Source organism: Staphylococcus sp. 17KM0847, from assembly GCF_013463155.1.
In the GTDB taxonomy this organism is placed as follows: Bacteria; Bacillota; Bacilli; order Staphylococcales; family Staphylococcaceae; genus Staphylococcus.
This window is the reverse complement of record NZ_CP040781.1, coordinates 448422-472609: the sequence shown is the minus strand read 5'-3', so window position 1 is coordinate 472609 and position 24188 is coordinate 448422. Positions and strand designations below refer to the sequence as shown.

24 protein-coding genes are annotated in these 24188 nt (G+C 35.4%); 11 read left to right on the top strand and 13 right to left on the bottom strand.

The annotated features are described in order from the left end of the window. Nucleotides 1–82 precede the first annotated feature (82 nt). Nucleotides 83–661 carry a signal peptidase I gene (gene lepB, locus FGL66_RS02310; protein ID WP_180810011.1) on the bottom strand — a complete coding sequence of 193 codons (579 nt, stop codon included), beginning with the start codon at nt 659–661 and terminating at the stop codon, nt 83–85. A 285-nt stretch (nt 662–946) separates the two neighbouring features. Beyond that, nucleotides 947–2278 carry a glucose-6-phosphate isomerase gene (locus FGL66_RS02305; protein ID WP_180810010.1) on the bottom strand — a complete coding sequence of 444 codons (1332 nt, stop codon included), beginning with the start codon at nt 2276–2278 and terminating at the stop codon, nt 947–949. A gap of 381 nt (nt 2279–2659) precedes the next feature. On the opposite strand from FGL66_RS02305, the gene FGL66_RS02300 reads away from it, so the two are divergent. Next, nucleotides 2660–3862, top strand: coding sequence for an argininosuccinate synthase (locus FGL66_RS02300; protein WP_180810009.1), 1203 nt, complete (start codon nt 2660–2662; stop codon nt 3860–3862). Continuing rightward, a complete protein-coding gene (gene argH / locus FGL66_RS02295) occupies nt 3855–5234 on the top strand; it encodes an argininosuccinate lyase (RefSeq protein ID WP_180810008.1) in 1380 nt (459 codons plus the stop codon). Before FGL66_RS02300 ends, argH begins: the two co-directional genes overlap by 8 nt. A gap of 115 nt (nt 5235–5349) precedes the next feature. Here argH and FGL66_RS02290 read toward each other — a convergent pair whose 3' ends face one another. The 3 genes from FGL66_RS02290 to pruA all read right to left on the bottom strand — a co-directional run bounded on the left by FGL66_RS02290 (nt 5350) and on the right by pruA (nt 9640). Then, the gene (locus FGL66_RS02290) at nt 5350–6594 is read right to left on the bottom strand and encodes a Glu/Leu/Phe/Val family dehydrogenase (protein ID WP_180810007.1); all 1245 of its coding nucleotides are present in this window, start codon (nt 6592–6594) and stop codon (nt 5350–5352) included. 107 nt (nt 6595–6701) lie between these two features. Next, nucleotides 6702–7901, bottom strand: coding sequence for an ornithine--oxo-acid transaminase (locus FGL66_RS02285; protein WP_308413116.1), 1200 nt, complete (start codon nt 7899–7901; stop codon nt 6702–6704). Between the two features lie 194 nt (nt 7902–8095). Further along, nucleotides 8096–9640: an L-glutamate gamma-semialdehyde dehydrogenase gene (gene pruA, locus FGL66_RS02280; protein WP_180810005.1), complete on the bottom strand. Its 1545-nt coding sequence runs from the start codon at nt 9638–9640 to the stop codon at nt 8096–8098. Between the two features lie 477 nt (nt 9641–10117). Here pruA and ygs point away from each other — a divergent pair, with 477 nt between their 5' ends. Continuing rightward, a complete protein-coding gene (gene ygs, locus FGL66_RS02275) occupies nt 10118–10507 on the top strand; it encodes a S1 domain-containing post-transcriptional regulator Ygs (protein ID WP_374757669.1) in 390 nt (129 codons plus the stop codon). Nucleotides 10508–10681: 174 nt separating this feature from the next. Here the strand turns inward: ygs and FGL66_RS02270 are convergent, their stop codons facing one another. Further along, nucleotides 10682–10942, bottom strand: coding sequence for a DUF1871 family protein (locus FGL66_RS02270; RefSeq protein ID WP_180810004.1), 261 nt, complete (start codon nt 10940–10942; stop codon nt 10682–10684). A 10-nt stretch (nt 10943–10952) separates the two neighbouring features. Continuing rightward, on the bottom strand, nt 10953–11561 hold the full coding sequence (locus tag FGL66_RS02265) for a peptidylprolyl isomerase (RefSeq protein ID WP_180810003.1): 609 nt from the start codon (nt 11559–11561) through the stop codon (nt 10953–10955). Nucleotides 11562–11632: 71 nt separating this feature from the next. Here FGL66_RS02265 and kapB point away from each other — a divergent pair, with 71 nt between their 5' ends. The 8 genes from kapB to FGL66_RS02225 all read left to right on the top strand — a co-directional run bounded on the left by kapB (nt 11633) and on the right by FGL66_RS02225 (nt 17908). Continuing rightward, nucleotides 11633–12013: a sporulation phosphorelay system protein KapB gene (gene kapB / locus FGL66_RS02260; RefSeq protein WP_180810002.1), complete on the top strand. Its 381-nt coding sequence runs from the start codon at nt 11633–11635 to the stop codon at nt 12011–12013. Nucleotides 12014–12138: 125 nt separating this feature from the next. Then, nucleotides 12139–14556: a Na+/H+ antiporter subunit A gene (locus FGL66_RS02255; protein ID WP_180810001.1), complete on the top strand. Its 2418-nt coding sequence runs from the start codon at nt 12139–12141 to the stop codon at nt 14554–14556. Then, entirely contained in the window at nt 14537–14965 is a 429-nt protein-coding gene (locus FGL66_RS02250) for a Na(+)/H(+) antiporter subunit B (RefSeq protein ID WP_180810000.1), read from the top strand. Before FGL66_RS02255 ends, FGL66_RS02250 begins: the two co-directional genes overlap by 20 nt. Next, nucleotides 14965–15312: a Na+/H+ antiporter Mnh1 subunit C gene (mnhC1, locus tag FGL66_RS02245; RefSeq protein ID WP_180809999.1), complete on the top strand. Its 348-nt coding sequence runs from the start codon at nt 14965–14967 to the stop codon at nt 15310–15312. The genes FGL66_RS02250 and mnhC1 overlap by 1 nt, the downstream gene beginning before the upstream one ends. Then, nucleotides 15302–16801 carry a Na+/H+ antiporter subunit D gene (locus tag FGL66_RS02240; protein WP_180810451.1) on the top strand — a complete coding sequence of 500 codons (1500 nt, stop codon included), beginning with the start codon at nt 15302–15304 and terminating at the stop codon, nt 16799–16801. Before mnhC1 ends, FGL66_RS02240 begins: the two co-directional genes overlap by 11 nt. A gap of 1 nt (nt 16802) precedes the next feature. Beyond that, nucleotides 16803–17291 (top strand): Na+/H+ antiporter subunit E, encoded by a 489-nt coding sequence (locus tag FGL66_RS02235; protein ID WP_180809998.1) that lies wholly within the window; start codon nt 16803–16805, stop codon nt 17289–17291. Further along, on the top strand, nt 17281–17574 hold the full coding sequence (locus tag FGL66_RS02230) for a Na(+)/H(+) antiporter subunit F1 (protein WP_180809997.1): 294 nt from the start codon (nt 17281–17283) through the stop codon (nt 17572–17574). Before FGL66_RS02235 ends, FGL66_RS02230 begins: the two co-directional genes overlap by 11 nt. Beyond that, nucleotides 17552–17908, top strand: a complete 357-nt coding sequence (locus tag FGL66_RS02225; RefSeq protein WP_180809996.1) for a Na+/H+ antiporter subunit G1 — start codon at nt 17552–17554, stop codon at nt 17906–17908. Before FGL66_RS02230 ends, FGL66_RS02225 begins: the two co-directional genes overlap by 23 nt. 122 nt (nt 17909–18030) lie before the next feature. Here FGL66_RS02225 and FGL66_RS02220 read toward each other — a convergent pair whose 3' ends face one another. The 6 genes from FGL66_RS02220 to FGL66_RS02195 form a co-directional block, all read right to left on the bottom strand. Next, nucleotides 18031–18240: a hypothetical protein gene (locus tag FGL66_RS02220; protein WP_180809995.1), complete on the bottom strand. Its 210-nt coding sequence runs from the start codon at nt 18238–18240 to the stop codon at nt 18031–18033. Continuing rightward, nucleotides 18237–18488, bottom strand: a complete 252-nt coding sequence (locus tag FGL66_RS02215) for a hypothetical protein (RefSeq protein ID WP_180809994.1) — start codon at nt 18486–18488, stop codon at nt 18237–18239. Before FGL66_RS02215 ends, FGL66_RS02220 begins: the two co-directional genes overlap by 4 nt. Before the next feature lie 773 nt (nt 18489–19261). Further along, nucleotides 19262–19633, bottom strand: coding sequence for a PaaI family thioesterase (locus FGL66_RS02210; protein WP_180809993.1), 372 nt, complete (start codon nt 19631–19633; stop codon nt 19262–19264). Between the two features lie 24 nt (nt 19634–19657). Further along, nucleotides 19658–20971 (bottom strand): Na+/H+ antiporter family protein, encoded by a 1314-nt coding sequence (locus tag FGL66_RS02205; RefSeq protein WP_180809992.1) that lies wholly within the window; start codon nt 20969–20971, stop codon nt 19658–19660. A gap of 281 nt (nt 20972–21252) precedes the next feature. Beyond that, nucleotides 21253–22749 carry a leucyl aminopeptidase gene (locus tag FGL66_RS02200; protein ID WP_258007296.1) on the bottom strand — a complete coding sequence of 499 codons (1497 nt, stop codon included), beginning with the start codon at nt 22747–22749 and terminating at the stop codon, nt 21253–21255. Between the two features lie 126 nt (nt 22750–22875). Next, the gene (locus tag FGL66_RS02195) at nt 22876–24078 is read right to left on the bottom strand and encodes an NAD(P)/FAD-dependent oxidoreductase (protein ID WP_180809991.1); all 1203 of its coding nucleotides are present in this window, start codon (nt 24076–24078) and stop codon (nt 22876–22878) included. Between the last annotated feature and the right edge of the window lie 110 nt (nt 24079–24188).

The following is a 24188-nucleotide window of genomic DNA, read 5'->3' as shown; positions in this document are numbered from 1 at the left end:
TATAACATTATTAGTTAAAAAATAGCGTGCATAATAAAAGCTTAGCGTTGAATAAAATTGATTCAACACTAAGCTCAAAGGGCTATGCTTGTTTTTCAGTATGATCTGGATTGAAATTGAATTTAAAGTCACTAAACGGCCAAAATCTGACAAAAACCTTTCCAACAATTTGATCTTTATCAATCAAACCAATAGTACGACTGTCTTTACTGATTTCTCTATTGTCTCCCAATACTAAATACTTATCTTCCGGGATTTTATACTGTCCTTTACTTCCTGCCAATGATTGTGAATTGACCGGACCTGTAATTTCATCATATGTTTTATGTTTCATATTATAATCTAAATATGGTTCTTTTACTTTTTTGCCATTTAAGTAAAGTTGATCGTTTTTATATTCAACATGATCCCCGGGTTTGCCAATAATACGCTTCACATAATCGGATGAATCATCTGCGTGGAATACAATAACATTACCATTATCCAGATGTCCTAATGTCTTACCGATTTTATTAACAATCACGCGATCACCATCTTTTAATGTTGGATCCATCGAATCTCCTTGTACATTATACGGTCTAACGATAAACGTATACAGTAAACCAACAATAATTAATGCTAGACCTATCGAAATAATCCATTCAACTGCTTCTTTTTTCACTTTTGACACCTCTCTTGAAATCAAACTTTAATTGTAAAATTTTAGATAAATCATATTATACATTGTTATTCCACCTTTTAAAAATTAGGATTATCTCATTTTATTTTTAGCAATCCAAATGATGGTCTTCAATTTCTATTTCAATATTTTATCATAAAATTTTTTCAGCGTTACTGACGCTATTCATTTTACACTGTAAAGATCATAAAAGCCATCAGTGCGTGCAATAATGAAAGACATTATTACACGACTCATGGCTTAGCTTGATTGATATTGTACCTACAATTATAAACGCGCTTCTAAATCTTTTTTCTTATCTTCAAATCCAGGTTTACCTAATAATGCGAACATATTTTGTTTGTACGCCTCTACACCTGGCTGATTAAACGGATTAACACCTAATTGGTAACCACTCATTGCTACTGCTAATTCAAAGAAATATACTAGATAGCCGTATGTTTCAGCATCAAGTTTTGGCAATGTAATGACAAGATTAGGTACACCACCATCTGTATGAGCAAGCAATGTCCCTTCAAACGCTTTAGTGTTCACTTCATCTACTGTTTTACCAGCTAAATAGTTGAGGCCATCTAAATCATCTGCATCTTCTTCAATAGTAATATCATATTTAGGAGTTGCTACTTTTAATACTGTTTCAAATAAGAAACGACGACCTTCTTGTACATACTGTCCTAACGAATGTAAATCTGTTGTAAAGTTTGCACTTGATGGATAAATCCCTTTTAAATCTTTACCTTCAGACTCACCAAATAATTGTTTCCACCACTCATTAAAATATTGTAATGATGGCTCGTAGTTAATTAACATTTCAGTAGTATAGCCTTTATTGTAAAGTACATTTCGAATTGTTGCGTATTGATACGCAATATTATCGTCTAAACGATCTGTTGCAAGCTCTTCACGTGCTTTTGCTGCACCGTCCATCATCGCTTTGATATCGATACCTGCTACTGCAATCGGTAATAAACCAACAGCTGTTAATACTGAAAAACGACCACCCACATCATCCGGTACAACAAATGATTCGTAGCCTTCATTTGTCGCAAGCTGTTTCAATGCACCTTTTGCTTTATCAGTTGTAGCAAAAATACGTTTCTGTGCTTCTGTTTTACCATATTTATCTTCTAATAACTGCTTAAATAATCGGAACGCAACAGCAGGTTCTGTTGTTGTTCCTGACTTCGAAATTACATTAACCGAAAAGTCTTTACCCTCTAAGTAGTCGATTAACTCTTGCGTATAAGAAGATGATAACTGATGTCCTGCAAAAATAATTTCAGGTAAACTATCATCTTGTTTGAATGCAGGGGTTAACATTTCAATTGCTGAACGTGCCCCTAAATAGGATCCTCCAATGCCAATAACAACTAAAACATCAGAATGTGCTTTAATTTGTTCAGCTGCTGCTAAAATACGCTGAAATTCATCTTTATCGTAATCTACTGGCAAATCAACCCAACCTAAAAAGTCACTACCAGCACCTGTCCCTTCATGAATGGTATGATGAATAAGCTTTACTTGGTCTTGTAATTGCGTTAATTCATGTTGTTCAAAAAATGTTAAAGCTTTTTGGTAATCAAACTGGATATGTGTCATGCATTTAGCCTCCTAATAAACTGAACTCGCTTATATTTTACTAACATATATTATTAAATTCAATTAACTCAACTAAAGATTATAAAATAGATACTTTAACTTGTTAAAAGTTGAATTCAGGCCAAAAATCTTATATTCGTCAAAATTTGTAAGTCCATCCGTTAACGATTAACCAGAAATGAAAGTAAACCTAAAATGTATTGTAAGTACAGTGAGCTACTCCTCTTATTTATTCACTTAGAAATAATATATCTTGTTTTTAATTTCGTAGTATTTCCAACCACCTATTTTATGTATATTTATTTAAATACTTGCATAATAAAACACGTAGTGCTAATATAATACCTAAGCAAAACAAATTAACACAGAGGTGACTGTTTTATGAAAGAGAAGGTAGTTTTAGCATATTCAGGTGGATTAGATACGAGTGTCGCAGTGCAATGGTTGATTGATCAAGGTTATGATGTTGTAGCATGTTGTCTGGACGTTGGTGAAGGTAAAGATTTAGACCTTGTCTATCAAAAAGCTTTGGACATGGGTGCTATCGAGTCACACGTTATTAATGCAACAAAAGAATTTGCCGAAGAATACGTCGGCTATGCTATTAAAGGAAACTTAATGTACGAACAAACATACCCGCTAGTTTCCGCTTTATCACGTCCATTAATTTCTAAAAAATTAGTTGAAATTGCTCATAATACAAATGCCAGTGCGATTGCACATGGTTGTACAGGTAAAGGGAATGACCAAGTACGCTTCGAGGTAGCAATCAAAGCTTTAGATCCAAACTTAAAAGTGATTGCCCCTGTCAGAGAATGGGGTTGGAGCCGTGAAGAAGAGATTGATTATGCTAAAAAACACAATATCCCAGTACCTATCGGCAAAGAATCTCCCTATTCTATTGACCAAAACTTATGGGGACGCAGTAATGAGTGTGGTGTATTAGAAGATCCTTATGTTGCGCCACCTAAAGATGCTTTTGACTTAACAAACGAACTCGAAGATACACCAGACGAACCTGAAGAAATTTTAATAACATTCAAAGAAGGTATTCCGACACATATTGATGGTACAGCTTACCAACTAGACGATCTTATTTTACATCTCAATGATATTGCAGGTAAGCATGGTATTGGACGTATTGACCATATTGAAAATAGACTTGTTGGTATTAAATCAAGAGAAGTTTATGAAGCTCCAGGGGCAGAAGTGATCTTAAAAGCACATAAAGGCTTAGAAACGATCACTTTATCAAAAGACGTTGCTCACTTTAAACCTGTTGTTGAAAAGCAATTGGCTGAACTCGTGTACAACGGCTTATGGTTCTCTCCTTTGACAGATGCACTTAAAGCATTTGTTGACCATACACAGAAAGTCGTAACAGGTGATGTACGTGTCAAATTATTCAAAGGTCATGCAATTGTAAACGGAAGAAAATCAAACTATACACTTTATAATGAAAAACTTGCAACATATACAAAAGAAGATGCATTTAATCAAGAATCCGCAGTTGGCTTTATCGAAATCTTTGGTTTACCTACACAAGTCAACGCAATGTTACATGGAGGTTATGCAGATGAGTAAGAAAGCATGGGGCGGTAGATTTGAAGAAAAACCAGAAGCATGGGTAGATGCGTTCAATGCATCTATCCACTTCGATAAAAATTTAATTGACGAAGATGTTCAAGGTAGTATCGCCCATGCCACAATGCTCGCTAATCAAGGCATTTTGACTCAGGACGAAGCGACTCAAATCATCGATGGTCTCAAAGCTATCCAGCAAGATATCCACAATGATAAAGTTGAATTAAAAGAATCGCTAGAAGATATTCATCTTAACATTGAACATGAATTGATTCAGCGTATTGGTGCTATTGGCGGCAAATTGCATACGGGACGTAGTCGTAATGACCAAGTAGCAACCGATATGCACCTATATACAAAAAAAGAAGTGCAACATATTTTAAATTTGATTTCCTCTTTCCAACAAACGATTGTCAATCTTGCCGAAGAACATATCGATACGATTATGCCGGGTTATACACATTTACAACGTGCCCAACCTATTTCATTCGCACATCATATTATGACTTATTTCTGGATGTTAGAACGTGATAAATCAAGATTTGAAGACGCACTTAAACGTATTGACCTTTCTCCATTAGGTGCTGCAGCATTAAGTGGTACAACGTATCCGATCGACCGTCACGAAACACAAAAACTTCTAGGATTTACAGGTATCTATGAAAACAGTTTAGATGCAGTCAGTGACCGTGATTATATTGTGGAAACATTGCATAATATTAGTTTAACTATGGTGCATCTTTCACGTTTTGCAGAAGAAATCATTTTCTGGTCATCAGAAGAAGCACAGTTTGTAACATTATCCGATGCTTTTTCAACAGGGTCGTCTATTATGCCACAAAAGAAAAATCCAGATATGGCTGAATTGATTCGTGGCAAGGTGGGGCGTACAACAGGTCATCTCATGAGTATGTTAGTCACACTTAAAGGCTTACCTCTTGCTTATAATAAAGATATGCAAGAAGACAAAGAAGGTCTATTTGACGCTGTTCATACTTTAAAAGGTGCACTTAAAATATTCGAGGGTATGCTTTCAACTATGACCGTAAATACACATCGTCTTGAAACAACCGTGCGCCAAGATTTTTCAAATGCAACAGAATTAGCGGACTATTTAGTTATGAAAGGTGTTCCGTTCAGAGAGGCACACGAAATAGTGGGTAAACTTGTCCTTTGGTCTATCCAAAATAATATGTATTTACTTGATGTCCCACTAGATGTTTATAAAGCACATCACACTGATATCGAACAAGATATTTACACCTATCTTCAACCTAACGAAGCCGTTAAGCGTCGTAAAAGTTATGGCGCAACGGGACAAGATGCCGTACGTCATCAAATTCATATCGCAAAACAACACCTAAACAGTTAATGAAGTATAATTATGATGGGAAAAGGAGCTATTGCTTTGCTCCTCTTTAGATCTTAATAACAGATAAATAAAAAGCAGGGATAGACGCGTAAGCATCTTCCCTGCTCTTTATTTTTTATGCCCAGCCACGGTATCTTGCTGCTTCAGCTGTGCGTTTAATACCAACAATATATGCTGCAAGTCGCATATCAATTTTTCGATTTTCTGATAAACTATAAATCGTATCAAAAGCTGTGATTAGCTTTTCACGTAACTTTTCATTGACCTCTTCTTCTGACCAATAGTAACCTGTATTATTTTGTACCCACTCAAAATATGACACTGTTACACCGCCAGCACTTGCCAATACATCAGGTACTAATAAAACGCCACGTTCTGTTAAAATTTTAGTTGCTTCTGGTGTTGTTGGTCCGTTAGCTGCTTCAACTAAAATCTCTGCTTTGATATCTGCTGCGTTATCTGCTGTAATTTGGTTCGCAATTGCAGCTGGCACTAAAATATCACAATCCAACTCAAATAACTCTTTATTTGAAATGGTATCTTCAAATAAATTAGTAACCGTACCAAAACTATCACGGCGATCTAATAAATAGTCGATATCCAATCCTTCTGGGTCATGTAAGGCACCATACGCATCAGAAATACCTACAATTTTTGCACCTTCATCGTATAAGAATTTGGCTAAGAAACTCCCCGCATTACCAAAGCCTTGAATAACAATACGTGAACCTTTAATTGTTTTGCCGCGACGTTTCGCTGCTTCTTCAATCGCAATAACAACACCTAATGCTGTTGAACGATCACGCCCTTGTGAACCACCTAAAACGATAGGTTTCCCCGTAATAAAGCCAGGAGAGTTAAACGCATCCATTTGACTGTATTCATCCATCATCCATGCCATAATTTGAGAGTTAGTGAAAACATCGGGTGCTGGAATATCTTTCGTTGGCCCTACAATCTGTGAAATCGCACGAACATAACCACGTGATAAGCGTTCTACTTCATGAATGCTCATTTGACGTGGATCGCAAATAATTCCTCCTTTACCCCCACCATAAGGAAGGTCGACGATACCACATTTCAACGTCATCCACATAGACAATGCTTTTACTTCTTCTTCATCAACATCTGGATGGAAACGTACGCCACCTTTTGTTGGTCCAACCGCATCATTGTGTTGTGCACGATAACCTGTAAAAGTTTTAACCGTCCCATCATCCATTCTCACTGGAATACGCACCGTCAAAAATCTTAAAGGTTCTTTGATTAATTCATACATTGCATCATCAAATCCCAATTTATTCATCGCTTCCTTGATGATACCTTGCGTTGACGTCACTAGATTATTTTTTTCAGACATGATCCATCTCGCCTCTTTTTTCTACTTTTGTTTTCGCTTACATTATTTATTGTAACATAAGCTATTCGTTTTTAAAGCCTTTTAAATTTAAGGTTTTAAGGTGATTTCTACGCCTGTGAAAATACTTTTTTCACTTTATCGATTGCATAGTCTAACTCTTCTTTCGTGATGACTAATGGTGGCGCAAATCGAATGACAGTATCGTGTGTTTCCTTACATAAAATACCTTCTTCTTTTAAACGTTCACAATATGGACGTGCATTTTCATGCAGTTCAACACCAATAAATAAACCTCGACCACGCACCTCTTTAATTGCTGGGTGATCAATTTCTAACAATGCCTTTTTAAAATATTCACCAAGCTCTTGAGAGCGACCTGCCAAATCTTCTTCTACAATAACGTCTAAAGCGGCAATCGAAGCTGCACAAGCTAACGGATTACCTCCAAAAGTTGAGCCATGTGAACCTGGTGTAAAGACGTCTAATACTTCTTTATCTGCTAACACAACAGAAATCGGGAATACGCCACCACCTAGAGCTTTACCTAAAATATATACGTCTGGCTTCACATTGTCCCAATCTGTTGCAAATAGTTTACCTGTACGACCTAGACCTGCTTGAATTTCATCTGCAATAAAAAGAACATTATGCGCATCACAAAGTTCACGTACTGCTTTCAAATAACCTTCAGGTGGAATATTGATACCTGCTTCACCTTGAATTGGCTCAATTAACACAGCTGCTGTATTTTCGTTAATAGATGCTTTTAAACTTTCAATATCACCAAACGGTACATTTTTAAACCCTTCTAACAATGGACCATAGCCACGTTGATATTCTTTTTCTGACGAGATAGATACAGGTGCCATTGTACGACCATGGAAGTTCCCTACCATTGCAATAATTTCAGCATCATTAGGTTTAATGCCTTTAACTTCATAAGCCCAACGACGAGCTGCTTTCAATGCTGTTTCTACTGCTTCAGCTCCTGTATTCATCGGTAATGCTTTTTCTTTACCTGAAAGCTTACAAATTTTTTCATACCATTCCCCTAAATTATCACTATGGAAAGCACGTGATACAAGGGTTACTTTATCGGCTTGATCTTTTAATGCTTGCACAATTTTAGGGTGACGATGACCTTGATTCACTGCTGAATACGCTGCTAACATATCCATATACTTTTTACCTTCTGGGTCTTTTACCCACACACCTTCTGCTTCTGAAATCACGATTGGCAACGGTAAATAGTTATGTGCACCATAATGATTTGTTAATTCGATAATTGATTCTGATTGATTTGCCACACGCATTCTCCCCTTTACACTCTAATAATCTATATCACATAACAATAGGGTATATCGTTCACAGTTCAAGAAAACGTCCCACCTACTTGATTCGTTTAAATAATTCTGTAAAGATATACCCTACTTTCAACTAATCAAGAATATTCATTCCGATAATCTTACTTGATAGCTGGTTTTGAACTTTTATCACTATTTTATAGATGTTCAGAAACTGTACGACCTTGCATATGAAGTACTAAATAATCTGGTCCACCTGCTTTTGAATCTGTACCTGACATTTTAAATCCACCAAATGGTTGGTAGCCTACAACTGCACCTGTACAGCCACGATTGAAGTATAAGTTACCTACCATAAAGTCACGACGTGCTTGTTCTAGTTTCATGCGGTTATTTGAAATAACACCGCCTGTTAAACCATATTCTGTATCATTTGCCACTTGAATCGCTTCATCAAAATCTTTAACTTTTGTAAAGCCTACAACTGGTCCAAAGATTTCTTCTTGCATAATACGAGAATTTGGATCTAAGTCAGCAAAGATTGTTGGATGTACAAAGTTTCCTTTTTCTTCGTCTGTATTACCTCCTGTTACTAGGCGACCTTCTTCTTTACCTATTTCGATATAATTTTTAATTTTATCTAAAGATTTTTGGTCGATAACTGGACCTACATAAGTATCAGGATCTGAGGCATTACCTACTTTGATTTTTTCAGTTTCTACTTTTACACGTTCTAACAATTCATCATAAATATCTTGATGCGCAATAACACGTGAACATGCTGAACATTTTTGACCAGAGAAACCAAATGCTGAATATACGATCGCGTCAGTTGCTACTTTTAAGTCTGCTTCACTATCTACAACTAATGCGTCTTTACCACCCATTTCAGCAATGACACGTTTAATATGATTTTGTCCCTCTTGAATCACTGCTGCTTTTTGGATGATTTCTTTACCTACATTTTTAGAACCTGTAAACGAAATTAAACCAACATCTTTATTTTCTATTAAAAAGTCACCGATTTCGCTTGATGAACCTGGAATCCAGTTTACAACACCTTTTGGTAAACCAGCTTCTTCTAATACTTCCATAAACTTATAAGAAATAATTGGCGTATTTGATGATGGTTTTAATAATACTGTATTACCTGTCACAACTGGTGCTGCTGTTGTACCCGCCATAATGGCATACGCAAAGTTCCATGGTGAGATAACGACACTTACACCAACAGGTAAATAGTCAAACTGATTGTATTCGCCTGGACGACTATTGACTGCCTTACCATCTTTTAACTCAAGCATTTGACGACCATAGTATTCCATAAAGTCGATTGCTTCTGCTGTATCAGCATCAGCTTCCTTCCATGGTTTTCCCCCTTCTTTAGATAACAACGCTGAGAACTCATGTTTACGCTTACGTGTTATCGCTGCAGCACGGAACAACACGTTAGCACGTACTTTAGGATCTACATTGCGCCATGTTTTAAAGGCTTCCTTAGCCGCTTCTAATGCTTGTTCTGCATGCTCTTTTGATGCTTTTGAAACATAGCCAATTGTTTCCTCTCTGTTCGACGGATTATACACACGTGTTTTATCGTCCGTATATACACGTTCCCCTCCAATAATAAGTGGATACTCCTTACCTAACTCACTTTCTACCTTTTCTAAAGCTCGGAAATAGGCTTGGCGATTTTCCTCTTTCGTAAAATCTGTAAATGGTTCGTGTTTATATGGAATCATTCAAAAATCCTCCTTTGTTATAATTGAGAAAGCTTTATACTTATAATGACATAAGTGAGCATTGTTTGTAAAAGATTTTTTCAGTCTTTACAGAATTATCTAAAATTATAGACACTATACTACTCTTTTAAACTTATTCATCTTATTATTTTGAGCTTGTCACTATAAAATTTAAAGCGCTTTCATTTACAAGCATTATAGCCTTAATGCCTTACTTATTGCAACTATAATACGCTGTATTTTCATTAAATGTTTAGCCTATCATATGTGTTAAAAATCACATATGATTGAATTAAAATATCTTCTTTATTTCTTTGTTAGTGAAATCATAAAAATACTTTCTACAATCGTTCTTGCTCTCCCTTTTTTGAATACCATATATAATGTCCAAATTATTGATATACTGTATAATTAGGAGAAATTTAAAATTTATGCTATGATAATAGTGTTAAATATCAATAATATAAGGGGTTATTCATGTTGAAGAAACAGTATCGTGTTGGCCAACATATCAAGGTGCGTGTGACTGGTATTCAACCCTACGGCGCTTTTGTTGAAACCCCTGACAATACTGAAGGCCTTATTCATATATCAGAAGTTATGGATGATTACGTCCATAATTTGAAAAAACTTTTATCGCCTGGTCAAATAGTCAGAGCTAAAATTATTTCTATTGATAAAACTGGCAAATTAAATTTATCACTTAGGGACAATGACTATTTTAAAAATTATGAGCGTAAAAAAGCAAAACGTTCAGTATTGGATGAGATTAAAGAAACTGAAAAATACGGGTTTCAATCTTTAGCAGAACGATTGCCAAATTGGGTGAGACAGTCAAAAAAACGAATTGAATATACGTCTAAATAGCACGTACATAAAACAGTTGAATTATTCTATTTTAACTAAAATAAACACAGGTATGTTTCATCATCGAGTATAAAACATACCTGTGTTTATATATTAAGACGTTCCTTCCGTGCCGCTATGCATACAAAAAGATCAAGTGTAACAATTATATACTATTACACTCGATCTTATATTTTAGTTGACTTCACAAGATGTTTTTAACTGTACGGCTTCTGTCGCTTTTTGTAAACATTCTGCTTTAGACAAAGTGACATCAAACGCAAACGTAAAAATATATTGAAATCTCTCTGCAATCTGTTCTGGCTCTCCGAGATGATGAACAGCATCCATCATCTCATATACTTCTGCATCACCCATTGTCGGATCTTCGAAATGCATTGGATTCCATGCTGCTAAATATTGATATAGTCTAATATTCAGTTCATTATTCGCCATAACGTTGCTCCTAGTCAGATAGGACTTCTCCTTCAATATCGATTGATTCAATGACAACATCATACATCGGTTTATCTTGCGCGCCAACACGCACATTCGCAATATCTTCTAATGTTTCTTCACCTTCTATGAGTTGACCAAATACTGTATGCTTTTGATCTAACCAAGGTGTACCCCCTTTTTCACGATACGCTTCAGCAATCTCTTTAGGCCATCCCCCATCTTCTAATTGATCTGCCATTTGTGCTGGGATTTCTTTCATTTGTACGATAAAAAATTGAGAACCATTTGTACCCGGTCCTGCATTTGCCATAGAAAGTGCACCATAAAGATTAAAAGCATTCATTGAAAACTCATCTTCAAATGGACCACCATAGATACTTTCGCCACCCATACCTGTACCGGTTGGGTCTCCACCTTGAATCATAAAATCATTAATTACACGATGAAACGTAATGCCATCATAGTATCCTTTTTGCGCCAATTCAACAAAATTTTTAACCGTTTTTGGTGCAATCTCTGGAAATAACTTTAAAGTCATATCACCTTTGTTTGTGTGCATCACAACTTTTATTTCATTATCTTGGATTTCTTTCGTTAATTGTGGGTAGTTTGTCATTTTCATACTCCATTCATGATAAAATTAGTATAATCTTTATTTTAACATATTTATGAAAGGATGAAATCAACATGCTTTATCGTTTTGCACATAAAACGGGTGTTTATGTGGTAGAAATTGTCGAAAATACAGGAGATCAAATACTCGTCAAAGTAGTTCAAGTCATTAAACATCCTAAACAAGGTGATCTTCATAGCCCGAATGAAGTTGAAGGTGTGTTTTTCCACGAACGCAAAGCATTGAGCTTATACGAGAAACGTTACACAACTAAAAGTAAGCTCAAGCTTTTTGAAGATGAGCTGCAAGACTATACCTCTTCATTACAGCAAGCTGTTACTAATTTGGAGAACGAATTGAAAACGATGAATACGCCTTATGCTTCAGCTGCTTTAAATTGTTTATCACGTCTCAAAGAAGATTACACACGCCAATATAAAATTAAATTTCATTAATTCGCTTATTTCTTCTTATTTAAATGAAGGCGTGAAGGACAGTCATCACATCCGGGTCATGTTTTTCACACCATTCATTATCATGTATAATAAGCATATCGTAGTTTTTTAAAGGAGGACAATTTATGAGTTGGTTACATATTGCGGTAATTTTACCGCTGATATTTGCACTACTCATCCCTGTTTTGTATCGATTTTATAAACGTATACATTTAGGGTGGTTTGTGTTACCGATTCCTTTTGTGTTGTTTGTGTATTTTTTATCATACATCAAACCTACTATGTCCGGACATTATACCCAACAGTCCGCTGCATGGATGCCACAAATCGGTATGAACTTTGACATTTATGTAGATGGGCTCGGCTTACTATTCAGTTTACTTATCACTGGTATTGGAAGCCTAGTCGTATTGTATTCTATTAGTTATTTAAGTCAGTCAGAACAGTTAGGAAACTTTTACTGTTACTTACTGATCTTTATGAGTGCTATGCTCGGTGTTGTACTCTCAGACAACTTGCTCATCTTATATTTCTTCTGGGAGCTTACATCATTCTCAAGCTTTTTACTCATCTCATTTTGGCGTCATAAAGATAAGTCACTCTATGGGGCAATGAAATCTATGATGATTACTGTATTTGGTGGCTTATCATTACTTGGTGGCTTCATTCTACTATATATTGCTTCAGGTAGTTGGAGTATCCGTGAAATCATTGCACATGTTTCAAGCATTCAGTCTTCTCCATTCTTCATATTGGCTATGGTCTTTATTATTATGGGTGCAATGACAAAATCAGCACAGTTCCCATTTTATATATGGCTACCTGATGCAATGGAGGCGCCTACCCCTGTCAGTGCATATCTTCACTCAGCAACAATGGTTAAAGCAGGAATTTACTTAATTGCTCGTCTAACACCTGTTTTTGCAATTTCACAAGGGTGGATATGGACCGTAACAGCATTTGGACTCGTTACGTTATTCTGGGGATCACTCAATGCTACAAAGCAACAAGACTTAAAAGGTATTCTTGCATTTTCTACCGTTTCCCAACTGGGTATGATTATGTCTATGCTCGGTATCGGTGCAGTCAGTTATCATTTTCAAGGTGCAGAAAGCCAGCTATACATTGCAGCCTTTAGTGCGGCTATTTTTCATCTGATTAACCATGCGACCTTTAAAGGCGCACTCTTTATGATTACCGGTGCTGTCGATCACGCTACTGGTACACGTGATATTCAAAAATTAGGCGGTTTAATGACCATTATGCCTATTTCTTTTACATTGTCGATTATCACTTCACTTAGTATGGCAGGTGTACCACCATTCAATGGTTTCTTATCAAAAGAACAATTCTTAGAATCTATGATTACTGTAACGGAGTCAGGTATTTTTAATTTAAATACGATTGGTTTATTAATCCCTATCGTTGCAATTGTGGGCAGTATGTTTACATTCGTGTACTCGTTTAAATTCATTTCTGAAATCTTTTTAGGAGAATATCGTCCAAATCGCTTACCTAACCAAGCACATGAAGCTTCAATTTTGATGAATATTTCACCTATCATTTTAGCTACTTTAGTTATTGCGATTGGTTTCTTCCCTAGCATTGTATCAGCACCATTTGTAGAACCTGCTACTAAAGCAATCGCTAATGTCGACAATGTACAGGCTGAATTCCATATGTGGCATGGTTTCACACCTGCCTTTTTTGCAACACTCACTATTTATGGTATAGGTCTGTTATTATTGTTAACGTTTAAATATTGGGTACCCTTTTTACGGGCTATCCCTAAGAATGTGACATTAAATCATTGGTATGACCAAACCGCACGTTATACACCTTATTACGCAACACAAATTACACGTACTTATATGACAGGATTTATTCGTAATAATTTAGTCATCATCTTTTTTATGATGATTTTACTCACATTTGTAACACTTGCTTTTGTACCATTCTCATGGGATTTCGTTAAAGTATCTCCTATCAGACTATACGAATTTATCTCGATCATTACGATTACAATAGCTGCAACAATGATTGTTTTCGCACGTTCGCGCTTATTCAGCATTATTATGCTTAGTGCAGTGGGCTATTCAATGGCTATATTCTTTATTTTCTTTAATGCCCCTGACCTTGCACTAACACAATTTGTTGTAGAAACGATTTCAACAGCATTATTCTTGTTGTGTTTCTACCATCTTCCTAATATGAGTCGTTATAATGAATCAACATCATATAAATTAGGTAATATTATCATCTCTATCGGTGTTGGAGCTGTTGTTACAGTTCTCGGCTTAATTGCATATGGCAACAGACATTTCGATTCAATTAGTGAATTCTATAAAAAGCATGTCTATGATCTTGCAGAAGGTAAAAATATGGTTAACGTTATTCTCGTTGACTTCCGTGGTACCGATACATTATTCGAATCAGCTGTGCTCGGTATTGCAGGTATGGGCATTTACACATTAATTAAATTACGCGCAAAACATAAAAACGGTTACGAAAGGGTGGAGAAGATTGAACAGGCAAAAAAATGATTTAATATCTCAATATTCCGCACTGATTATCTTTTTCTTAATCATGATGTTCGGCTTCTCGCTCTTTTTAGCTGGACATTACACACCCGGTGGTGGCTTTATCGGAGGGCTCCTTGTTTCAAGTGCTTTAGTTATTATTGCAGTGGCATTTGATGTGAAGACACTTCGTAAAGTCTTTCCTTGGGACTTTAAAAAGTTAATCGCTTTAGGACTAACCTTTTGTATCGCTGCACCTATGCTAAGTTGGACATATGGTAAAAACTTTTTTACACATACTTCTTTTGACATTCCATTGCCTTTCTTAGCTCCGATGCATTTACACACAGCGGTTATATTCGATACCGGGGTTTTATTTGTTGTAGTCGGTACAGTATTAACAATAATTTTAACGATTGGAGAGAATGAGTAATGGAAATTGTATTAATCATTGTTTGTGGCTTTTTAACTTCTATTAGCGTTTACCTCATTCTGTCTAAAAGTTTAATCAGAATCATTATCGGTACTGCACTATTATCACACGCTGCAAACTTATTCACTTTAACAATGGGTGGTCTAAAAAATGGTAACGTTCCTATCTATGAAAAAGGGATTTCAAACTACGTTGACCCCATTCCGCAAGCTTTGATTTTAACAGCTATCGTTATCTCATTTGCGGTGACAGCATTTTTCTTAGTTTTAGCTTTTAGAAGCTACAAGGAGTTAGGAACAGATAACGTAGAACGTATGAAAGGGGTGCCACAAGATGATGATGAATGAGAACTTACTCGTTATGGTACTTGTTGTACCGGTAATCACTGCAATCCTATTAATATTTAGTGGTTTACGCCCTTATATCAAGCGTTACCTTGCTTTAACAGGAACACTCATCACACTCGTATTCGCTTTAATTAATTTATACCACGTGTGGCAACTCGGACATCCCATTGTCCTCGAACTTGGTTCATGGAAAGCACCATATAGTATCGTCTTTGTACTCGATTTATTCAGTGCATTGCTCGTCACAACAAGTGTAATCGTGACACTCTTAATCATTCTGTTTTCATATCAATCTATCGGCCTACATCGTGAAACATATTACTATTACTTTACTGTCATGTTTATGCTAACAGGGATTAATGGTGCTTTTATCACGGGTGATATTTTCAACTTATTCGTATTCTTTGAAGTGTTTTTAATGGCCTCTTATGGCTTAATGGTTATCGGTGGAACTAAAATCCAGCTCCAAGAAAGTGTTAAATACTTATTAGTCAATGTGGTTTCTTCTGCTTTCTTTATTATTGCAGTTGGTATTTTATATTCTGTGGTTGGCACTTTAAATATGGCAGATATTAGTATGAAACTCGACACCGTTTATCAATCACACCCGGGGCTTGTTAGCATTGTTTTTGTCTTATTTATTTTTGTATTTGCAACAAAAGCCGGAGCGTTCCCAATGTACGTGTGGTTGCCAGGTGCTTACTATGCACCTCCATTTGCAATTATTGCTTTCTTTGGTGCGTTATTAACTAAAGTAGGTGTATACGCTATTGCACGTACAATGAGTTTATTTTTCCATGATACTTTGACATTCTCGCACTATACCATCTTAGCACTCGCACTATTGACAATTATATTTGGCTGTGTCGGTGCAGTTGGTTTTAGAGATACGAAAAGAATTATTCTCTACAATATTATGATTGCAGTCGGTGTCATTCTAGTAGGTGTCGCTATGATGAATGAGTCTGGTATGATCGGTGCCATTTACTATACATTGCATGATATGCTCGTCAAAGCTGCGTTGTTTTTCTTGATTGGAATTATGTATAAAATCACAAAAACAACAGATTTACGTGACTTTGGTGGCTTGATTCATCACTATCCTGTACTCGGTTGGACTTTCTTTATTGCAGCACTCAGCTTAGCAGGTATCCCACCATTCAGTGGTTTTTACGGTAAACTTTATATTGTCCGTGCTACATTTGAGGAAGGATTCTACTTTAGCGGTATAATCGTTTTACTCTCAAGCTTAGTCGTTCTATATTCTGTTATTAATATTTTTCTCAAAGGCTTTTTTGGTAAGAGCTATGGTTACATTTACAATCCTCGTTTGCATCATCGTGGACTACTCGCTGTATCCATTTTAGCTGTTGTCATTACAGTGGCATTCGGTTTGTTTGCTGATCAATTGTACCCTATTGTGGCAGAAGCAGCGAAGTCCTTCTATCAACCAGATCATTATATTAATAGTGTATTGGGGGTGAAATAATATGGCAGTACAAATTGTAATCAACTTATTGTTAGCAATTTTCTGGTTATTTTTATCAAATAGTTATACGATGAATGCTTTTGTTCTCGGCTATTTGTTTGCGATGGGATTAGTATTTCTTATGCGCAAACTATTGCCAGGACGGTTCTATATCGTAACACTTTATAACATTATTAAATTAATTTTCGTCTTTATTTCAGAATTGATTAAAGCCAATATTGATGTATTGCGTATTATTCTTCAACCTCAAATCAAAAATGAATCTGCCTTTTTTGTCTATGAAACAGACTTAAAATATAAATGGGAAGTGGCATTATTATCCAATCTGATCACATTAACACCCGGTACCGTAGTCATCGGTGTGAATGATGATATGAAACGTCTATATATTCATTCATTAGATTTTTCAACTAAAGAAGAAGAAGTTGCTGCAATTAAAAATTCACTTGAAAAAGCAGTGAGAGAGGTCGGTGAATACGATGAATTATGATATTTTTATTATTATTGCACTTGTCATTGTCGTACTCTCAATTTTAGCTATTCTTGTTCGTGTTATTATTGGACCATCTTTGCCTGACCGTGTCGTTGCATTAGATGCAATTGGTATTCAACTTATGGCCATTATCGGTTTATTCTCTATTATTCTTGGAACACGCTATATGATGGTTGCTATTTTATTAATTGGTATTTTAGCTTTCCTTGGTACGGCTGTATTCGCAAAATTTATGGATAAAGGACAGGTGATTGAGCATGACAGAAACGATCGTGATTAGTATTGGTCTTATTCTTGTAATTTCTGGTGCTCTGTTTAGTGCCCTCGCTGCTATCGGTATGTTGCGTTTGGATGATGTTTATTCGCGCGCACATGCTGCTGGTAAAGCGGCCACACTTGGAACTATGCTCTTACTCACTGGTACATTTATTTATTTTATCGGTAAAGAAGGCTATGTAAACTTTCAACTTTTGATCGGTATTATGTTCGTCTTTTTAACAGGTCCTCTTGCCAGTCATATGGTATTGAAGTCTGCATATAACTTAAAGACACCTGCTTCAAAAAGAATGAAATTGGATGAAGTTAAAGACGATCTTAAAGGCACTAAACTTTAACATAAAAAGGGAATTGAATGGCACTTGCCATCCAATTCCCTTTATTATTGGCTGTTCATCTTCTGTGGTGGACAGCCTTTTATTTATATATCTTTAAGCAATATTAGTACTAAAAAACAAATTCACCAAAAACTATCAATCTTACCTTGCTTTTTCACTAAAAATAAACAATATATATAAACAGCTAAACCCATTAAATGACAAAAAAAGCTAAAAGAGTTTATTGTTTTCGTAACATCTCCCGATAACGCATAAACTAATAAACGTCCTAATAGTATAATAATTATCAAAGCTATCAAAATATAACCATTCATTATCTTTTCAACATTCATTCTCTAGCCCCTCTGGTTGATGTAGCATTTTCACTTACAGCATTTAATACTAATTGATTATTATCTTCTGTATAAACATATCTTATTTTTTCATTGTTTCTGTCTTTACCTTCTATAGGAAGTTTTTTACTTTCGTTTTTATTATTATCAATCAATGATATACTACCATCATCGTTTAATTGATAACCAATATTTTTATTTAACTTAAAAACTGCTTGCTCATCATTAACTACTTGTAAAACACCCAAACCATTTTCAGTTGATTCTATAGTTTTACTTTCCTATGCATAAGAATAATGATCAGCTAATACAGAGCTTAAAACTACACTTAATACAATAGCAAATGCATCACACCCTTTTGTTATTCTAGATTTAAAACTAATATTTTTATTCATTTTCCCCACTCCCACTAATTATCTTGTATCTAACCTAACAAAATAATTAGTTAAAAAGTTCAATAATTCCTAAATGGTCAAAAATCGTGCTTAAGTGTTTCCAATGTTGTTTTAGTTTTAATTTAATTTTGGAGGTTTGTTTATGAAGTATTTAAATCAGAAATAATTGATACAACAAAATCTGGAACTTCTGTATTTTTCTCAAATGATTTTTAGTCATATTAAATATATATTTAGCCACTGATATTCCCGCTGAAAGTAAACCAAACGATTTTAACCCTATGTCAAAAAATTTATTAACTTGTTGTTCGTTTTCTGACATCATGTGACCAATTTGTTTATTAACTTTTACAACCAAGTAAATACTCTGTTAAAACAAAATAATCATTAGTAATGGTATGTAAATTAAACCTAAAATAGTTACAAATATTTCATCTACAAAATATCCATATATTATAGCGAATATAACAGTAGCTATGATTGTGAAAATTATTATTCCTAGACTAAAAGATAATAATAGTATGACTATAAGGGGGTATATAAAGAGACATATGCGCTTTTTGTATACCAAAAAAGGTGAGACAGCATATGCCATCCCACCACAAAAAGTGAAGCGCCATTATTTTCTATTTTCTTCTTATCGCAATAGTACCACGCATCATACTTATTAATCGTTTATTATGATCTGTAATACGAATATCCCATATGTGCGTCGTACGTCCTTGATGTATAATTGTTGCTTCCGCATAAACATATCCCTCTGTTGCAGATCGGATATGGTTGGCATTCATTTCTAGGCCTACTGGTATTTCTTGTGCAATATCTACAAGTGCTGCTGAGCCTACTGAACATGCCGTTTCCCCAAGTGCCATTGTTGCACCACCGTGAAGATAGCCAAAAGGTTGTTTCACTTTATCACTGATAGGCATAGACATTTTGACATAACCTTCATGCTGTTCAAGAATATCCATTTCTAAAAGTTCAATCAAATTTGTCATTGCAATCCCTTCTTTCACACTTGATTATAATACAAGTGCTGCAATTGTTCCCATAATAATAAGCGGAATATTATAGAAGAGAAAATTCGGTATACATGTATCACGAATGTGATCATGTTGACCGTCAACATTTAACCCTGCTGTAGGTCCCAATGTTGAGTCGCTAGCTGGCGATCCTGAATCACCCAATGCACTAGCTGTACCAATGAGTGCAATTAATGCCATTGTACTTAATCCCATTGATTCACCAAATGGAATAAAAAGTGCTGCAATAATTGGAATTGTTGCAAAAGATGAACCAATACCCAGTGTCACAATCAAACCAATAATATACATAAGCACAATGCTTATAAACTGATTGTCACCTGCAATCATTGTTAACCCTTCAACAAGCTTTTCAACATCTCCTGTTTTATTCATTACACCTGCAAAACCGTTAGCAGTTAAAATAACCACACCGATATATGCCATAATCTTAATTCCATCAACAAACTGATCATCCAACTTACGCCATGCATAAGCTCCAGATAAGAAGAATACAAGTACTCCTGCTAATGCACCAAAAATCATAGAACCTATCAATGTTTGAACAATGAATGTTGCTAAGATTGCAATCACTGTTACAACTAAAACATAAGGTTTTAATTGAGCTGTATTCTCCTCTTCTTGTACTTCAATCGTTCTATATTCTCTTGGTTTACGATAATAAAACATTGCCAGTATTAAACCGATGATATATCCTGAAGCTGGGATTAACATTGCTTTCCAAATCATGTTAAATTCAATAGGATGATTCGCTTTTTCAAAGCCTTTTTGAATGATTTCTTGGAAGATATGACCAAAACCAAATGGTAATAGTATATATGGAAAACATAAACCAAAACCAATAATCACTGCAATTAAACGTCTATCCATTTTTAGCTCATTAAACAAGCTAATTAAAGGTGGAATAACAATCGGAATAAACGCAATATGAACGGGTATAACGTTTTGACTCATAACACTTAATATTAATAAACTAATAATAATAATCACTTTTACCTTGATACGCGATACATTTGTATCTTCTGCACGAATGGCTTTAATAATTTTTGTCACTAAATAATCTGTTATACCACTATATGAGATTAATGCCGCAAATCCACCTAATAGCGCATAGCTTAATGCTACCTCTGCACCATCCACAATATTTGATGTAAAAATCGAAATCGTATTTTCCAGAGATAACCCTGCAATCATACCACCGACTAATGCACTGATAAATAAACTGATCACTACATTTAAGCGACACAAACATAAAATAATCATCAGTACAACTGCTATAAGAACAGCATTCATTCCGCCCACTCCTTTAGTTCATTATCAAGTTAAAGTATCGTGTGTTTAATATAACAGCTCCCCTAACTTTAGTCAATACGAATTGCCAAAGATTTTAAAATGATGATTCAATTAATGACTAAAAAGAATAGAAATAATAAAAGAAGCGGAACAGAAAGCTGCTTTTACACGAAGCTTTTGTAGTCCCGCTTTTAGAATGAATATATCTCTGTATACATATGTCTTAACAAAATAGACATATATCATTATTCTTATTATCGGCTATGATAAGTTCAAAACATCTAACTTCTGCTACTTTCATTTTCATACTGTGTTGCTAACCAGTTAACAATCGTTGAGATCATTACGCCGGTTGGACCTTTAGGCCCTTTATAAGATGATACTGATGTCGTTGCTGGCCCTGCAATATCAATATGCAAGTGTGGTGTATCTCCACTAAAATGTGTAACGAAAGCTGCTGCAAATAGAGCTTTGCCGTTTGCATTTACATGGTTTGTTAAATCTGCAATATCCGATTTCTTAATATTTCTCTTTTCAGTATCAGTGATGGGTAATTCATATAATGCTTCATCCATTGCACGTGCAGATGCTAATATTTGATCCAAAATCTCGGTATCTTCATTTTTATTGAAAATTGCTGCTTTATCCTCACCCAATGCAACAACGGCTGCACCTGTTAATGTCGCAAAATCTAATATAACGCGTGGTTGAAATTGATTTGCATAAAATGATGCATCTCCTAGAACAAGTCGCCCTTCTGCATCTGTATTAGGTACTTCAACAGTTTCACCACTTAGTGCTGTAAATACATCATCTGGTTTCATTGCATTATTGGCAATCATATTTTCGGCAGCAGCTATAACTGCTACTATATTTACCTTTAATTTTAAAGATGCAATAGCCTCGACCATTCCGACGACATTCGCTGCACCACACATATCAAATTTCATAGAAGGCATGCCTGTTTTTGTCTTAATAGAATAGCCCCCTGAATCATACGTTATGCCCTTACCTACCAACGCAATAACATCGTCTGCATGTTTAGGGTTTCCGTTATATCGTAGTGTAATCAAACGTGGTGGGTTAATAGAACCTTTACCCACAGCATGAATTAGACCAAAACCTTCTTGTTGTAAGGCCTCTTCATCTTTTATACATACATCAACTTCAGTATTTTTAAAGTATGATTGAACACAAGTTGCTAAATAATCCGGCGTTAAAATATTAGGAGGCATATTGCTCAAATCACGTGCTCTATTCACCGCACGTCCTAATATTTGTCCTGAATTGACCGCTTCCTGATACATACCATTATGGTCTGATGGTATCCATTCAACTTGTACTTTAAAGGCTGCTTTTTTATCTGAACGATAGTCATCAAACTGATAAATTGCCTGCTCCATTTGTAATCCCATTAATTGAAAAATCTTTTGTGGCTGTATCGTTTGAGTTAAAAAAGTACGAGGATATAATGTGACATTTGTCAGTTGTTCTCGATGTAAATATTGAAAAAGTTGTCCCCAAATCTTTAAATAATCCTGAGGTTTTAATTGATTCAGATTACCCATGCCTACTGTAACGATTCTATCGTATTGTTTATTCAGATACACTGGTGCTGTCGCTATCACACCACACTGTCCTTTAATCAATCGATGTGTTTTTAACGTTTGTAAAGTTTCAATAAGTGCCTTATCTTGAATTGCATCTTCTTCAAGTTGATTCAAATGCTCTGGCACACCCATCACAAGAATATTAGCTTGCTTGTCTGATTGTTTCAAACTGCTTCACTCCTTAATGATATAAGTAATAAAAATGAGCAAACATTGCATAATAATCATTGATTAATGCTCAGTTTGCTCATAAATTTACAGCTTCTGCTATAAATAATATTTAATTATACTGCCTTAAAATTTACCTTTTTTATAAGCTAAACCTAAGCCACCCATTTTGAAAATGGCACGTGTATCAATGACACGTTTCATAAATGCTGCTTTTTTACCTGTAATTTCACGACCATAAACAACACCTACACCATCATGACGACCTAATGAACATACTGTACCACGATCAACATACGTGAAGTTTTCTGTTGGTTCACCTTTTAAAATACGTGCAATGTTTGAAGCTGTTTTCTCACCTTGTTGCATTGCAATTTGTGCAGTTGTTGGCAATGGACGTTCGCCACCTTCAGGAATGAATGCAGACACATCACCGATGACGAAAATATCGTTATAACCTTCAATTGTTAAGTCTTGTTTAGTTACGATGCGGCCACGTTTTACACCTTCGAATGATTTTTCCATCAAATTGCTACCACGTACGCCTGCAGCCCAAACTACTGTGTTCGCTTCGAGCTGTTGCTCTTTATCATCAACTTTAACTACAAAGCCTTTTTCATTTGCTGCTACGATTGGTGTACCCACTTTAAATTCTACACCACGTTCTTCTAAGTAGCTCACTGCATGGTTTACTAACTCATCTGAGAACATTGGTAACATTTTCGGAGCAGCCTCTACACATGTGATTTTCACTTTGCTTTGATCTACACCGTATTTATTTGCTAACTCAGGAATGCGGTCTGTTAACTCCCCTAAAAATTCAACACCTGTAAAACCAGCACCACCCACTAAGATTGCTAAGTCTTTATCGTCTTTTTCTTTTGACGCTGCATAGTTAGCAAATTTATCTTCAATATGACGTGAAATTTGGCGTGCTGTATGAACATTTTCAATTTGGAAAGCATGTTCTTTCATACCTTCAATTCCAAATGTTTCAGATTCAAAGCCTAATGCGACAACTAAAACATCGAAATCAAAGATACCACGTGAAGTTTCAACTTTTTTCGCATTGCGATCAATTTTTGTAACTTCGGCACTAACAAAATCAACCTGTTTTTTTAACACACTCTCAATTGGATAAAGTAAATCTTCATAACTAATCGTTCCTGCTGAAGCTTCATGTAACCAAGTTGATTCATAGTGGTAATCATTTTTGTTGATTAACGTAATTTGTGCATCTTCTTCTGCAATTTGTTTTTGAAGTTTCACAACAGTTTGCAATCCTGCATAACCGGCACCTAAAACGAGTACTTTTTTACGTTCTGCCATTGTATTCACCTATTCCTTCTTAAATATTATCATTCTATTTATACTGTATACCCTCATGATTTCAACAGTACACAAAATTGTAAAATACAGTCATTTATTAGTTTATAGTT